The 16,150-nt window shown below is 31.5% G+C and carries 12 protein-coding genes; 5 read left to right on the plus strand and 7 right to left on the minus strand.

Annotation, left to right across the window (positions count from 1 at the left end; genetic code table 11):
• The first annotated feature begins 34 nt into the window (after window positions 1-34).
• Window positions 35-946 carry a PorP/SprF family type IX secretion system membrane protein gene (locus ACNFIH_RS21650; protein WP_426484745.1) on the plus strand — a complete coding sequence of 304 codons (912 nt, stop codon included), beginning with the start codon at window positions 35-37 and terminating at the stop codon, window positions 944-946.
• Window positions 947-1,015: 69 nt separating this feature from the next.
• Window positions 1,016-2,950 carry an OmpA family protein gene (locus ACNFIH_RS21655; protein ID WP_426484746.1) on the plus strand — a complete coding sequence of 645 codons (1,935 nt, stop codon included), beginning with the start codon at window positions 1,016-1,018 and terminating at the stop codon, window positions 2,948-2,950.
• Window positions 2,951-3,028: 78 nt separating this feature from the next.
• Here the strand turns inward: ACNFIH_RS21655 and ACNFIH_RS21660 are convergent, their stop codons facing one another.
• The 4 genes from ACNFIH_RS21660 to ACNFIH_RS21675 form a co-directional block, all read right to left on the minus strand.
• Window positions 3,029-4,021: a helix-turn-helix domain-containing protein gene (locus tag ACNFIH_RS21660; RefSeq protein WP_426484747.1), complete on the minus strand. Its 993-nt coding sequence runs from the start codon at window positions 4,019-4,021 to the stop codon at window positions 3,029-3,031.
• Between the two features lie 36 nt (window positions 4,022-4,057).
• Window positions 4,058-5,038 carry a helix-turn-helix domain-containing protein gene (locus ACNFIH_RS21665; RefSeq protein WP_426484748.1) on the minus strand — a complete coding sequence of 327 codons (981 nt, stop codon included), beginning with the start codon at window positions 5,036-5,038 and terminating at the stop codon, window positions 4,058-4,060.
• 401 nt (window positions 5,039-5,439) lie between these two features.
• On the minus strand, window positions 5,440-6,762 hold the full coding sequence (locus ACNFIH_RS21670) for a sigma-54-dependent transcriptional regulator (protein WP_426484749.1): 1,323 nt from the start codon (window positions 6,760-6,762) through the stop codon (window positions 5,440-5,442).
• Between the two features lie 7 nt (window positions 6,763-6,769).
• Window positions 6,770-7,861 (minus strand): sensor histidine kinase, encoded by a 1,092-nt coding sequence (locus ACNFIH_RS21675; protein WP_426484750.1) that lies wholly within the window; start codon window positions 7,859-7,861, stop codon window positions 6,770-6,772.
• A 386-nt stretch (window positions 7,862-8,247) separates the two neighbouring features.
• Here ACNFIH_RS21675 and ACNFIH_RS21680 point away from each other — a divergent pair, with 386 nt between their 5' ends.
• From ACNFIH_RS21680 to ACNFIH_RS21690, 3 genes are all read left to right on the plus strand, one after another.
• Window positions 8,248-8,793, plus strand: a complete 546-nt coding sequence (locus ACNFIH_RS21680; protein ID WP_426484751.1) for a YcxB family protein — start codon at window positions 8,248-8,250, stop codon at window positions 8,791-8,793.
• Between the two features lie 151 nt (window positions 8,794-8,944).
• Window positions 8,945-9,490, plus strand: a complete 546-nt coding sequence (locus ACNFIH_RS21685) for a hypothetical protein (protein ID WP_426484752.1) — start codon at window positions 8,945-8,947, stop codon at window positions 9,488-9,490.
• A gap of 213 nt (window positions 9,491-9,703) precedes the next feature.
• On the plus strand, window positions 9,704-10,153 hold the full coding sequence (locus tag ACNFIH_RS21690) for a hypothetical protein (RefSeq protein ID WP_426484753.1): 450 nt from the start codon (window positions 9,704-9,706) through the stop codon (window positions 10,151-10,153).
• A 95-nt stretch (window positions 10,154-10,248) separates the two neighbouring features.
• Here ACNFIH_RS21690 and ACNFIH_RS21695 read toward each other — a convergent pair whose 3' ends face one another.
• Genes ACNFIH_RS21695 through ACNFIH_RS21705 form a run of 3 tightly spaced genes read right to left on the minus strand, consistent with a single transcriptional unit; the run spans window position 10,249 to window position 16,128 of the window.
• Window positions 10,249-12,054: a prolyl oligopeptidase family serine peptidase gene (locus tag ACNFIH_RS21695; RefSeq protein ID WP_426484754.1), complete on the minus strand. Its 1,806-nt coding sequence runs from the start codon at window positions 12,052-12,054 to the stop codon at window positions 10,249-10,251.
• Window positions 12,038-15,004 carry a glycoside hydrolase family 2 protein gene (locus ACNFIH_RS21700; RefSeq protein ID WP_426484755.1) on the minus strand — a complete coding sequence of 989 codons (2,967 nt, stop codon included), beginning with the start codon at window positions 15,002-15,004 and terminating at the stop codon, window positions 12,038-12,040. Before ACNFIH_RS21700 ends, ACNFIH_RS21695 begins: the two co-directional genes overlap by 17 nt.
• The gene (locus ACNFIH_RS21705; RefSeq protein ID WP_426484756.1) at window positions 15,004-16,128 is read right to left on the minus strand and encodes a glycoside hydrolase family 88/105 protein; all 1,125 of its coding nucleotides are present in this window, start codon (window positions 16,126-16,128) and stop codon (window positions 15,004-15,006) included. The genes ACNFIH_RS21700 and ACNFIH_RS21705 overlap by 1 nt, the downstream gene beginning before the upstream one ends.
• Window positions 16,129-16,150 lie beyond the last annotated feature (22 nt).

Genomic DNA, 16,150 nt, shown 5'->3' on the forward strand with positions numbered 1-16,150 from the left:
TTCTAAGATTTAAGAATTACTAAATAGTTAAGTAATGAAAAATATATATCATATAGTAATAATATTGCTAGCAGGGGTTTTCAGTGCTTCTGCTCAACAAGAATCTCAGTATTCGCAGTATATGTATAACACAATGACTTTTAACCCTGGCTATACAGGTTCAAGAGAGATTCCAACTGCGATGGCATTATACAGAACTCAATGGGTAGGTCTGGAAGGAGCACCTAAAACAATGAATTTCTCTATTCAGAGTCCAATAAGTGAACGTTCGGGTTTAGGTATAAATGTTGTAAGTGACCAAATTGGACCTGTTAAAAATACTGGAGCAATGCTGAATTATTCTTATACAATTTTAGGCAGTACAGATGTAAAATATTCATTTGGTGTTGCTGGAGGTTTTGATAATTTTAATGTTGATTACAACAGATTGAAACCTGAAAATCAAGATCCTTATATGACAGGACAGATTTCGCAGTTTTCTCCGAACGTTGGAGCAGGTTTTTATGTGCATTCATATAATTGGTATGTTGGTTTATCAGCTCCAAAATTACTGAAAACATCTTATTATGACGATGTTAAAGAAACTACTTATTCTCAAGCTTCACATTTTTATTTGATAGGAGGCTATGTGTTTGATCTTAATCCCTACCTGAAATTTAAGCCGGCAGCTTTGTTAAAAGCGGTTTCCGGTGCACCATTAGCAGTTGATGTTTCGGCGAACTTTTTAATCAACGAAAAACTTACTCTTGGAGCTGCCTATCGTTGGGATGCTTCTTTAAGCGCTTTGGTTGGTTTTCAGGTTACCGATGGAATTCAGGTTGGATATGGATATGATTATGATACGACAAATCTTGGGAATTATAATCGCGGGTCTCATGAGCTTTTTTTAAGATTTGATTTAATCAACAAATCTAAATCAAGAATAGTGACCCCAAGATTCTTCTAATAACAATTAATACAAAATATTATGTGTAAAAAATTAAATAGAGCTTTTATTTTTCTAATGGTTTGTATTGTGAACATTAGCCTTGCAGGAGCCCAAGATAAAAGACTTGAAAAAGCAAATGCTGCTTATAGTAAATTTGCTTTTATTGAAGCGATCAAGTTGTATGAAGCGCAAATTAGTAAAGGCAATACGACTATGGAAGTTTACACTAAACTAGGCGACAGCTATTATTATAACGGAAATTATGCGCAAGCGGCAAATGCATATTCTCATATTATGAATTCTTCAAATAGTGTAAATTCCGAATATTATTTTAGATATGCTCAGGCATTAAACAGCAGCCAGAATTATAAAAGAGCAGAAGCTGTTATGAAAGAATATTACAAAAGAGCCGGGAAAATTGATAGCAGTGACAAATGGAACGAATCTAAACTCTTAGCAGCAATTAAAGAACAGTCCGGGCGTTATACAATTAATCCTTCAACTGAGGTAAACACACCTTTTTCTGATTTTGGGACAGCATTTTATGGTAAGGACAAAGTGATTTATGCTTCGGCTAAAGATACTGGAGTGATCATAAAACGAAAACACAATTGGAACGAAAAATCTTTTTTAAAATTATATTCGGCTGATATTGCAGTTGATGGCGGACTACAAAATCCGGTTGTAATAAAAGGGAATGTAAATACAAAATACCATCAAAGTACACCGGCAATCACAAAAGACGGCAAAACGATGTATTTTACCCGAAATAATTATACTGATGGAAAGTTAGAAACAGACAAAGAGGGAACATCATATCTTAATATTTATGTCGCTGAAAATGTTAAAGGAGAATGGACGAATATAAAAAAATTAGCTTATCCGATAAACAGTGACGGTTTTTCTTCTGCACATCCTGCTTTAAGTGCTGATGAATCTGAGCTTTATTTTGTATCAGATCGAAATAATAAATTTGGTAATTCAGATATTTATGTAGCAAGCCTTAAAAAAGGAGGTTTTGTTGGTAATGATGTAAAAAAACTTGGAGATGAGATTAATACTTTAGGGAGAGAAAGTTATCCTTTTGTAGACGCAGCAGGAGTGTTATATTTTTCTTCAGATGGGCATCCGGGACTTGGAGGTCTGGATGTATTTGCTGCGATTAAAGATGGAGATGGTAAATATCACGTTGTAAATCTTGGTGAAGAAATTAATAGCAATGCCGATGATTTTGGTTATATTATTCAGGAAGATACTAAAAAAGGGTATTTTTCATCAAATAGAACAGGAAACGATGATATCTATAGCTTCACAGAACATAAACCAGTAGTATTTGATTTTAATATTAATCCTGTGGTATTTGGAACATTAAAATATATATCAGGGCCTCCAATTGAAGGTATAGCGGTCGAAATATATAATTCTGAAAATGTATTAGTAAATACTATTTACAGTAATATAGATGGTAAATATACTGCTGATTTAGAGCCGTACAAGGAATATAAGTTAGTATATAAAAAGAAAGGATTAACGGAAAAAACACAAATTGCACCACAGTTTAAGCCTGCTGAAAAACGTGAATATTCTTTTGAATTTAGTAATGAATTGGAAGTGATTGTTAATGGTGAAACCAAAGAGATTACTGATGGAAGTGATTTGAATCATATATTAAATCTGAATCCTATTTATTTTGACTATAACGGGTTTAAAATCAGAGAATCTTCTAAAGTTGAGTTAGATAAAGTTGTAGCGTTATTAAAAGAGAGACCGAGCCTTTTATTGACAGTAAATTCTCATACGGATAGTAGAGGACGTGATGAATTTAATATGAAATTATCTGAAAACAGAGCTAAATCCACGGTAGATTACATCGTAGCGCACGGAATTGATGCTAGCAGAGTTTCTGGAAAAGGTTACGGTGAAACACGTTTAATTAATAGATGTTCAAATGGAGTAAATTGTACTGAGGCAGAGCATCAGTTAAACAGACGTTCAGAATTCATTATTCATATTGATAAGTAAATAGATAATCAAAATTAAATAAAAAAGGATATACAATCATGTATATCCTTTTTTATTTACGATTAGAAAAATGAAAGTTTAACGTGATTTTTTTTGAAGGTCATCAATTGGCTTATGGTTAAAAAGCTCAAAGTATTTAGAGGTAAAATAACTTAATTTGCTATATGATAACTCATACATTACTTCGGTTAGAGAGTTGTACTGTCCGCTTCTTAGCAGCTCTCTTGCAAGACTCATTTTTTCTTTAATAAAAAAGTTGTTTGGTGTTGTATTAAAGCATTTTTTAAATGCCGATTTATATTTTGACTCTGACATTCCAGCCATTGAAGCTAAAAATATTACGGATGGAAATGGTCCATATAGATTTGCCAACATATAATTTTTTGTTTTGTTAATTGAATCGTTTTCAGCGTGCGTTAATCTATTATTGTCACTATCAGAATCGTTAAACTTGCTAAAAAAGTTACCTAAAAGTTTTAAAGATATTCCTTTTAACAGTGATTCAAAATACAAATCGTAAATCGACATGTCTTTAATAGATTGAATTAATAAGGTACTATTGCTGTCAGTGCTGCCATAATGGTAGAAAACTTCTTCACCTGGATATATCTTTTTCTTTGGATTTTCGTTCAAACTGTTTCTTGCTATAAAATCATGTAGCAATTTTTTGTGTACCAGTATTCTTATAGCAATAGTTCTACGGTTTATTGCTGGTTTGAAGGAACTCTCAATTTGATTATCAATAATGGCAAGTTCTAATTTATCATATGCGCCAATTTTATAATCTTCATTGTTAATTTTAATAAGATTGGTATATTCACTCAAATCAAAGTGAAAGATATATAAGTCGTTGTCTGAGGGCTGTCTGCAAATTTTTATCTCATTTTTGACTACTGCATTCATGAATACTACCGAAATATTAGGCATGATTTGTGTAAAATAGGAGTGTCCTTCAGCAATTTCGGGTGGAAAAATGATTATTTTGTTGTCAATGATTTCGGCATTAAGTTGCTTAACAAAATCATGTTGCCACTCAGGTGTTAAACTATAGTAATGAAATATTTTTTTCATATGATATTATTCTTTTAGAATATTAAAAAGCAATTATTATAAATCTCTTACAAAAGATTTAGGTGATAGCCCGAAATGTTCTTTGAATTTTGAAGCAAAATAGGAATTGTTAGTAAAATTTAGTTTGTCTGAAATCTGAGAAATACTAAGCTGTTTTTTTTCTAATAGTTCTTTTGCGAGAAGTAATTTATTTTGAGAAAAGAAAGCATTAGGGCTAGTTCCTGTAATTTTGTTAAACAGGTTTTTAAATTTGGATTCAGACATGTTTGCTTTTTCAGCAAGAAATTTAATACTAGGAAATTGTTCGAAAATATTTTCAATCAGATATGTTTGGGTGGCAATGATGCTTTTTAAATCGTCTTGATTGACCGTTTGAATGATGATACGTTTACTTGCTATTTTTTTTAAATAATTTGAAATCAGTAAATGAACCGTGCCTGTTAAATTCAGATCAAATATTGGGCCTCCAACTTTCTTTTTTCTTAAATCATTCAAAATGTGGAAACTGTCGCTACTCATTCGGTCAAATCGTACTATCGTATTTTTTGCAGGATCTATTAATTGATTGATATTAGGGAAAACAATATCATGTTGTTTAGCGTATGATTCAATAATATCTTTTCTAATAAATATTACCAGGGCAAAAGTTTTGCTCCCTTTTGTTACATGATAGTCTGATTCGAGAGTTCCGTCAATAACAGATAAATTGTATTGCCATCTACTGACATCATATACAAAATTATGAGTTGATACTATAGCTTCTCCTTCTGTAAGATTGTAGTAATAGCCAACAAAGTTCGGATTAGTATTTTTTTGAATTAGATGCAGGTTTTTTTTATATTCTACATCTATATAATAAGCGACAATTCCATCTTGGCATTGCAAGAAATAACGAGTTCCGGTTTGTATATCTTCAGGAACAATAATAAAATTTCCTTCAACTTTTCCTCCAAATTGGTGGGCTAAATTTTCTACCCAATCTAAATCTGCGCTATAGAAATGTTCAATTGTTTTCACAGTGTAGTTATTTTGCATGTTAAAGTTAAGTATTTTTCTGTTAATTTGCTGATAATTAAGTTGTTTTAGTGTTTTTGTTTAAAAAAAAACATGGTTTAATTGTTAATTTGCTGGAATTTCATTTTTAAAATTCCCCATAAGTTTCAAATTATAAAACTTATTTTGTTATTTATTTGCCTTATTGGTAGGCAAAGAATGTGCCTGATACTTGTACTTTTATAAAGTAGCCTGATAGTCAAGTAGTTATTTTCTATTAGGTTTTATCTGTAGCTTTTTTTCAATAGGAATTTATCCCTATATAGGGATAAATTCCTCATTTTTCAATACCGTTGTTTATGTTTTTAAAATGGAAAAAGGAGATTAATCTCCTTTTAATTCTATTTTTTTTTTTAGAAATGAAGTTATTTTAGAATTTTTTGATTCAGTGTTTTACGATCTATTTTTAAAATTTTTGCCGCTTTAGTTTTATTATTGTCAACGGCATTTAAAATTTTTACAATGTGTTCTTTTTCAGATTCTTTTAATGATTTAAGAAAATCAGTTTGTTGCGGAATATGATATTTTAGATAATCAGGAACGTGCTGAAGTGTTATTACTTCATCGCTCATGATAATCATTCTCTGTATTATATTCTCAAGTTCTCTTACGTTGCCAGGCCAGGAATGGCGTAATAATACATTTGAAACCTTGTCGTCCATTTTAATTTCAGGTTTGTTGTATTCTGTTGCATATTTTTTAATAAAGCTTTTTGCAAGTAATAAAATATCTTCAGGTTTGTCACGCAAAGGTGTTGTATGAATGTTTATAACATTAATACGATAATATAAATCTTCCCGAAAAGTGCCTTTTGTAACCATTTCAGTTAGATTATTATTTGTAGCACAAATTATTCGAACATTTATTTTTTCGCTATTTGTACTGCCAATGCGTGTAATTTCCTTTTCCTGAATGACTCTTAAAAGCCGGGTTTGAACTGTCATTGAAGCATTCCCGATTTCGTCCAGAAAAATTGTCCCTCCTGAAGCAGCCTGAAACAAACCAATTTTTGATTCGGAGGCGCCAGTAAAGGCACCTTTTACATATCCAAATAATTCAGATTCTAATAAATTTTCAGGAAGCCCTCCACAATTAACGGCTATGAAAGGCATTTTTGCTAATGTGCCCTCATAGTGAATCGCTTTGGCAATAAGTTCTTTGCCTGTACCGCTTTCGCCCTCTATTAAAACACTTACTTTATTATCTTGAACTCGTTTTATTACATCGATTAGATTTTTGAATTGTGAAGATCGACCAATTATTCCGGCATAGCTTTCTTGTTCTGTATTTGAAAAATAATCGGATGCTATTTTTACATTTTTTTCAAGAGAACTTTTAATAGCATTAGATAGTTCATTTGAAGTAAAAGGCTTTATAAGATAATCTAATGCACCTGATTTTATTGCATTTACAGCACTGTCAATCGTAGACACTCCACTTACTACTAATTTTGCTGCGTTTGGAAAATGCTCTTCAGTATATTTTAGTAATTCTATGCCATTTATTTCAGGCATGTTTAAATCTGTTATTAATAAATCTATAGAATGACTTTTTAGAACTTCAATCGCTTCATTAACTGAAGAAGCCTTGTAAGTATTATAATTTAATGCTTTTACAGTACGCTGAAAAAGGTTCAGCATTTCGTAATTATCATCTACAATAAGTATATTTTTTTTTTTGAAATTCATTTTGATATTAGCTGATAGGTAAACGTATTATAAAAATTGTGCCTTTTGGAAAATTGTTCTTTACGGTTATTTCGCCATGATGATTTTTTACAATTCCATGAACAACACTAAGTCCTAAACCAGACCCATTTTTTGAAGTTTTTGTTGTAAAAAATGGATCGAAAATTTTTTGCTTTATTTCTTCAGGTATCCCATGGCCTTGATCTTCTATTTTTACGAAAATATTTTCAGCATCATTTTCAATAATGGTTTTAATTGTGCTCTTTTCTGGAGAAGCATGAATGGCATTAATTAATAAATTAAAAAGAAGCTGTGTTATTTGAACGGCATCAATTTTTGCCTCTGAAATAGTGTTGTTGAAATACAACTCGCTTTTTATTTCTTTTTTCTGAAAATTTTGTTTTAGAATAGATAAAGTAAAAGTTACAATCGGATTGAATTTTTGAGTTTTTGACATAGGAGGCATTTCGCATGAAAAAAACATTAATTTCTTTACAATTTCGCGTGTATAAATCACTGAATTAATAATTGTTGAAATATCTGAATCGATCTCAGGATTATTGTTTGTGATTTTGATCAATTCAGCATAACCTAATATATTTCCAAGTGGATTGTTAAGGTCATGTGCAATCCCGGCAATTGTTTCGCTGAGAATAGCCAAGCGATCGATATGTTCAAGTGTTGTTCTTAAAGATGCTTCCTTTTCTAAAATCTGAAATTTCTCCATATAAGCCTCAATTTCGTGAGCAACCATATCTAGAAGTTTTTGTTCATCAGGAAGAAAATGATTTTGTTTAAATTTCTCTGATGGATAATGAACTTTTATAAATCCTGACTCTGCATAGGGAAGTTTGATAAAACTGACCTGAAATACACTGTTTTCCGGAACTGTTGTTGTTGTAAAATGATAATTTCCAGCCTGAATCTCAACTATTGCATCTTTACTAAATTGCCATGCCTTTTTGATGCTGTGAATTGCTTTTTTTAGAACTTTTTCTTCAAATAAATTCGACTTAGAAATTGTTTTAGAAATTTCATATAAACAAGTTAATTCCTTGATTCTTTCTTTGAGTTTTTTTTCGATCTTTTCGGCTTTCATTTTAAAGGAAATTAACTGTAAATAATTTTAAACGCGGCCAAAAGTAAATAAAAAACAAACAAATAATTATAAAGATTTGTTATAGTTAACTATTTGAAAATAAAATAAATAGAACGTTGTTTTTGTGCCTTAATCTGTTGTTTTTATGTCTTATTGGAGTCATTTTCAAAACGGTTTTTGGTATAAAAAAAACAGGTGTTTTAAATAAATTGATTAAAACATGCAATAAGGAGTTTTTGTAGCTTTTTTATTAAAATAAAAAGATGTCTTATTTTAATATATTAATGACTTAATAGCTTCGTTGGTCAATCAGTGTTAGATTAATTTTGTCTGTTCATTTAAAATGAAAGAAACAAAAAATCTAAAAAATTAATTTGATCTTAAATATGAGCGATTCTCATTTTTCTCTTGAATTCGAATTAAATGCCACTGAAATACGAAAGCTAAATAAAATGTATTTTAAAAATTTATGGGAAGGAAGAATTCGGATTCTTTCAGGCATGATTTTAATCGGTGCCATTTTTTTTAATTTTTTTTATTTAGACAGAAACAGTGATTATATTATATGGATCATTAGAAACCTAATCTTTATTATACTCTTTTTACTGTTTCAGTATTCATTTGTAAATACTATCTGCAGTCTCATTTTTCAACTGATCAAGAAGCTTCTGAAGTTTGACAAATTTATTTCAAAATATAAATTAAATTTTAATAGTTCCATTATACATATCCATTCGCCTTTAGGGGAAATAAGTCATAAATGGAGTCAAATTGAAAAAGCAATTTTGACCAAAGACTTTTTTCTTCTCTATGTAAAAGAGCGAAATGGATACATAATTTCAATATCTAATAAATGTGCAAAAAACAGGAATATGAAAGAGTTGATTGCCTTTGTTGAAGATAAAGTGACACCTATCACTAAAATTTGCTAAAAAAATATTTTGATTTTAGAAAATACTATTAAAACTCTGACTCTTTATTTTTTCATTGCCTTAAAATCTATTTTACAACTAACGATAATTGTAAGCTCTCAGATGTTTTAAAAACAAATTTGCATGTGAAAAGAAGAATAACAATAATTAAATGAATACAATTTTTTTTGATACGAGAAATTACCTTATTGACAAAAAAAGAAAAAGTTCTGGTAATCAAGTTAGGATTTATAACGATAGGCGCGAGTGCATTGGTTTTATTGCGCAAGGAAAGACTGCTTTACAAAAAAATAAAGGACTGAACATTTTTTCTGCTGTATTTGAAATACGAAATGCAGATGGAGTTTTGAAAGTGTCATTATCTCGCTGCCGACCTATTTTCTGTTCAAAAATTATTATCAAAGATGCCGATGGAAAAAAAGTAGGAAGTATTGAGCAGCAGTTTTCCTTTTTTAAGCGCAATCTTAAGGTATTGAATGCCTCTAATGAAGTTATAGCAGTAATTTATGGTAATAAAAAAAATCTATGTTTTACTATTGTTAATATTAGCGAAAATGAAATTGGAGAAATAAAGCGAAGAGAAGATTCAATTAGGTCAAGTGGTACATATGATATAATAATCGATGAAATTTGCACCAGTTTTGAAGATAAAATAGCTATTTTATCTAGTGCTCTTGCTATTAATATGGTTTTCTAGATAGTTCTTATAAAATCATGAAATTTACTTTTCATGATTTATCCTAATTATTAATATAAAGCTTAAAGTAGTTGTTTTTTGTCTTATCGTGTAAATAACAATAATTTCCTGTGTTTAACTTTGTAAAGTTATTTAAGTGTTTGATTGTTAATTAAATGAAAGCTTTTTTAATGGCTTTGAAATTATCAAATAATAACAAAATTTTATTGAATTATGAAGAAGGAAAAAGTTTTAGTACGCGATAATAAAGGCATCTTTTTAAAAATGTTTAAAAGAAAATTCAAAAATGAGTTCGATTTTTCAGAAGAATCTTTTTTGTTTAATAATGAAAAAGACTTAATTAAATATGATCGTTCAATATTCGTTGTTTATGAAAAAAACGAATTATTAGAATTTTTAAAGATGGATAAAAAAGGGCGAAATGTTTTGGTTTGCCTGTTCAATAAACAGTTATATAGTAGTTTATCTTTTTTAGATGAAATTAACAATTTAATTGTTTTGGATAATGAAAAAACAAGACCTGAGATAATTAGTGAGCTAAAACAGCATCTTACCGAAAATTCAAAATCTAAAGATAAAAATAAGGAAGAGAACTTTTTTAACAGTTCTATTTTTCAAACCCAATTTAATAACTTTTATAAAGGACTATTTTTTTTGATGTAATTAAAAAAATACAAAAAATTATATTAATTCATTTTTTTTAAAGCAGGATATATGTTGCTCAATATCCTGCTTTTTTATTTTCAAATAAATAAATGTTATTCTTTTTTCAGCGCATTGATTTCTTCTGAAGAAACTTTTATAACTGTTCCATGACGTGTTCCTATCGGAAAAATTACTTGCTCTGAAATATCTTCCCAGCCTTTTGAAGTTTCTTTAACAGCTCCATATTTTTTTTGGGTGTATTTATCAAAATAAACAATCCAATTGTTGTCTATTTTTACTGCTGTGGGGCCTTCTGCCCAGTAATCACCGGTAATGGCTTTGCTTGCTGAACTATATGGGCCGGTCAAATTTTTGCTGAATGCAATTTTGATATTTTTCTGAACTGGGTTTCGTGTTTCATCTTTTAAATACATAACAAATTGCTGACCTTGCTTTACAATTGTAGCATCAATTACATTAAAACCAGGTTCGTATAGTAATTTAGTTTTTGCAAATTTTTTAAAATCCTTGGTTGTGGTATAATAAATTCGATGATTATATCCTTTTTCTTCCTCTAATTTTGTTTCCAAAAATTTACCTTCGATTGTAGAAGCCCAATAAATCATATATTCTTTTGATTTTTCATCATAAGTAATTTCTGGTGCCCAGGTATTTCTAGCTTTTTCTTCGTAAGCCATTACAGGAATAAATTCTTGTTTTGACCAATGAATTAAATCTTTTGAAGAAGCGTATCCAATGCCTTTATCAGTCCAGCTAACCGTCCAGACCATATGATATAAACCATCTCCGCCTTTGATAACGCATGGATCTCGCATTAATTTGTCTTTTCCTACTTCTGGCGTTAAAAATGAAGTGTCGTTTTTTAAGGCATTCCATTTATAGCCATCTTCGCTGTAAGCCATATGTAATCCGTCTTCACCATTTCCTTTAAAATAGGTGAATACATAACCATCTGGTTTTAAAGTGTAATTGTTTGCTGTTAGCCATTTTTCGCAGTCTTTTGGCCAGTTTGCATTTGTTCCTTTTACACCTAATCCAAAACCATGTCCTCCGTTTTCATATAAGTGCATTTCTGCCAGAACTTTTTCTTTTTTCAGTGCTAAATAGTAATTAATACTGTTTTCAACAGGAACAGCTTTGTCATCTGTTGCATGAACTAAAAATGTTTTTGGTGTCTCGTTAGTTACTTGCTTTTCATTTGAATACTTTTCGGTTAATTCAGAGTTGGAACTTTTTCCTAGTAAGTTATCTTTAGAACCTTGATGTGTAATGCCTTCCTGCATGGAAATTACAGGATAAATTAAAATAGAAAAATTTGGTTTGGCACTGGTTGTATCTAAAGGGGTATAAACTTTATCATTATAATGTGTTGACAATGTAGAAGCTAAATGGCCTCCCGCAGAGAATCCCATGATCCCAATTTTATTTGGATTCAGTTTCCATTTTGAAGCATTTCTTCTAACAAGTCTTACTGCTTGTTGCGCATCTTGAAGTGGAGCAACGGTTTTGTTTTTCATGATTAAATCGCTTGGCAGTCTGTATTTCAAGACAAAAGCATTTATTCCTAAACTATTAAACCATTCGGCAACTTTATAGCCTTCTTTATTTATTGCAAGCATTCCGTAACCGCCTCCGGGGCAAATAATAACAGATGTTCCGTTTGATTTTTCTGGATCTGCTAAATAAACAGTTAGAGTTGGCAACGTTACTTTTCTAACTCCTTCTGAAAGTTCGTTTTTGTGATCTACTTCTTCAGAATATTCTTTTGATACAATTTCATCTGGAATTTTATCCCATAACGGAATTTCTTTTTTCTGCGAAAGCGCCGTAATTGTCAGTAATAAAGAAATGAAAAGCAATGAAGCTTTCAGACGGCTTAAATTATTTGATTTTTTCATAAAATTCTATTTCAACAATGCGTAATTGACCGGCTGCATCGACCGATGTTTTATCTTTATATAAATCTAATTCTTTTGTTGGATCTACTTCAACTATTTTAGAAAATCCATCCTTTTCGGTATTGGCACCAATTAATTCAATTGTGATTTTTTCGGCTAAAATTGGTTCCAGCGGAATCGTAATATATCCTAAACTTTGCGTTGTATTTCCTTTAAAAACTTCTTTTCCATCAGCCAAAATTCGGATTGGATAAATTTTAGTTCTCCAGCCTGTAAATTTTATAACAGCTTCATTTACAAGTGAAGGTTTTGAAAGCGTGTAAGTTATAGATCCTGTAACAATGTTTCCATCATTTCTCCATTCCGTTAATTCGTTGTCGTCATAACTTTTGTATGTATCATTATTATTTGAAGGAGAAATGGCATTTAAGATATTTACCGGAATTCTTTTTTGTGTATATGATGGTGTTTTTGGAGTTGGTCCGCGTTCTAAATTTGAAGGAAGATTTTTTCCAGGCAATTCTTCAGAAAGGCCATTTACAGAATTTACATCTTTAGTTTCAAACGATAATTCTGCTGATTTTAATCCGTCAGATTTTGCTGAAATATTTATTTTTCCGGCTTTCGCCAAAGATTGAATCAAAACACGATTAACGCCATTTTCAACTGGAATTTCTTTAGATAGAATATAATTTTTTGGACCTTGAGCAATACCGCCAAGCCAAGTTGCTGGACCGCTCACCGAAAATGAAATCATATTATTACTTATTGGACAGCGATTTCCATCTTTGTCAATTACTTCAACATCAATTAATGCAGTATCAGCACCATCAGCAATCATTCCTTGCGGTTGGGTAATTAATTTTAATTTGATTTGAGATGGTTCTCCCGCAGTTCTTTTTTCACCTTGACTTAAAATACTTCCATTTTCATCGTAACCAACCGCTTTTATTGTACCCGATTTCCAAGCAATATTTCCGAAAGTAAATAAAAATTCACTGCTTCTTTTTCCAAAACCTTGGGAAATTTCGTTTACAAAAAGTTCCACTTTTGGAGCAGTTGAAACTACATAGATATTCTTTACAACATTGTCAGTATAATCCCAATGTCCAAGAATATGAGTTCGCTGTTTTTCAATATCAACCCAGCCATCCCACATAACTTGGTGGGCCCAGTAACCATCTTTTGGAATACGCATGGCATCAACTTCACCGCTGGTTCTGTAGTTTGATTCGCCTCGATGATGTGTATTTGAATCAGAGAAAATAATATTTACACCTCCAGAGTTTACTCTTTTTCCGGTTCCGGGTCTTTCTCTGTAATAATCATACCAACGAACTACATTTTCAATAGCATGACGGTCTTGATTGTGATTATAATCTGATGCTGAAGCGCCGCGATATAAAGGTCCGTCGCCTTCTTTATGAAATGGAGGTGAAAATTCGTCCCAATATTTACGCATACCTTCGTCTCTTGAATATTCGGTTGCCCATAATGGTTTTCGTGCACTTTTGTTGATATATAGCATTTCCCCACCATATTCAGCTTCTTGGCTGTCCAGCATTTCGCGAGAACCAATTGCTCGCCCACCAAAAGGATCATAAGTATCTCTTAGGCTTTTCATTTCGTGCATGTGAGCTTCGCTGATTGATTCGTTGCCACTTTCATAAAAAATAATACTCGGATTATTTCTGTTGTAAATAATAGCATCACGCATCAGGTTTACACGTTGTTTCCATGTATCGCCTTGTGCATCTTTTTCGGCATCACCTGCTGGCATCGCTTGTAATAATCCAACTCTGTCGCAGGATTCAATATCTTGTTTCCATGGTGTAACGTGCATCCAACGAACTAAATTCCCATTTCCTTCGACGATTAATTTATTGCTTAAATCGCTCATCCAAGCAGGAACTGACATTCCAATTGCAGGCCATTCGTTGCTGGTTCTTTGCGCGTATCCTTTTACTTGTAAAACTCTGTCATTTAACCAAAATTGACCTTCGGCGAAAGCTGTTTTTCTAAAACCGGTTTTAGTTGAAACTTCGTCAACAATTTTTCCATCGATTTTTAAAATGGTTTTTACGGTGTATAAGTAACCGTATCCCCAACTCCAGAAATGAAGATTCTTTATTAAAGAATTAGCTTTTAAAATTTTAGTTTCATTCGGAGCAATTGTTGTTTTTTCTCCAGAAAAAGACGCAATTTTTTTGCCTTCTAAATCTTCTACAATTACATCATATTCAACTGTTTTTGCAGATTCAAATTCGTTACGGATTTCAGTTTCGGCATTGACAACAGCACTTTCTGTCTGAATATTAATTTTAGAAGGATAAATATAAACTCCAGTAGTTTTTAGATTGGAATAGAGTGGAAGTGTCTGATATAATTTGCTGGTTATATGAAGAAAAACATTTTTTGGAATTCCGCCATAATTAGCATTAAAGTTGATGTTATTCCATTGATAAGGAGCTCCAGTTGCCTGTTCTTTGTATTTCCAGTCATTGTCAATTCGTAGAGCAACAATATTTTCTTGTGGAAAAGGCTTAATTAAATTTGAAATATCAAAACCAAAAGCCATTACGCCATTTTCATGCATTCCAACTTTTTGTCCATTAATGTAAATGATTCCGGCTTGTCTAATTCCTTCAAATTCTAAAAAGATTTTTTGGTCTTTGATTCCTTTTGGGAGTTTAAATTTTTTTCTGTACCAAACAATTCCGGTAGTAAGATGTTCAATATCTTTTTCAAAAGCTTCATCCTGATTGTAAGCGTGTGGGAGTGTGATTTTTTTCCACGAATTATCATTAAAACCAAGAGACTCTGCATTTTTAGAGTCTCCTGTTTTTAGTTTCCACTCTGAATTGAAGTTGTATTTTTCTCTCTTAAATTCCTGAGAAAATATCGCGGTTTTAAAAAGAATTAAAACAAGAAATAAGAGCGTTTTTTTCATTATTTCATTTTATAGATTTCTGAACCTGCAAGTAAAAAACAACCTAAACCATAATCTTCAAAATCAGGAAATTTATCGTATGAAAGTGGCTGGCCATCTTTAGGTTCTTTTCCTGTTGATTGTAAAAAGCCTAAAGCACCATTAGTATGCAAACTTTCTTTTATTATTGCATCCCAAGCTTTTTGGACAACTGGCAAATACGTTTCTTTTTTCAAAATACCACTATTGATTCCATATGCCATTCCGTAAACGAATAAAGCCGTTCCGGAAGTTTCTTTTTCACCAAAATTTGTTGGGTCATGTAAACTTACATTCCAGAATCCATCAGCTCTTTGAATTGGCACTAAAGCTGCAGCCATCGCTTTTAAATCTTTTACATATTGCTCTCTGTGTGGTGCATTTTCAGGAATAATGGTAAGTACTTTTGCTAATGCACCAATAACCCATCCATTTCCACGACTCCAATAACAATCTTTACCATTTGGCTCTTTGTAAGGAGGATCGAAATCGGCATCACGCCACCATAAACCATCTTTTGGGTTAAATAATCCGTTATCGCCGTGTTTGTTTCTCGAGTACATGTACATTTGGTACATTTTTTCGAAATAACGATTGTCTTTTTCTAAAACGCCCAATTTAGCAAAAACCGGCATTCCCATTTGAATGGCATCAATCCAAGACCAATCGTCTAATTGAGGCGTGTTCAAAAGCATATTAATATTTGCTTTTGTGTTTTTTAGTTTCTTAGCATCTGGCTCTAAATTGTACAAGTCGATGTAAGTCTGCGCAGCACAGTAATTATCTGCATTACGAGTTGTGTTGCCTCCATTAAATCCCCATTTGTGGAATTCTGACCATGAATAGGCATAATCATAATAAGCTTCTTTTGGGAAAATTTCATGTAACGCCATTAACCCTTCATAATAAACACCACGTGTCCAAATATTACTTGGGCGCTCTTTGTTTGTAATAATTGTTTTTCCTGTTTCGGGCCATTTTTGCATAAAATAATCATTGGCTAAAATCATTTGTTTTAGAACTAATTTTTTATCAAATGGCTGTTGCGCGCTTATTGTACACGTATACAAAAAGCATATTGAGAAGAATAGGGATAATTTTTTCATTTTTTGTATTCTTAGTTAATAG

The sequence above is a fragment of the Flavobacterium sp. 2 genome (genome assembly GCF_049949195.1).
GTDB lineage: Bacteria > Bacteroidota > Bacteroidia > Flavobacteriales > Flavobacteriaceae > Flavobacterium.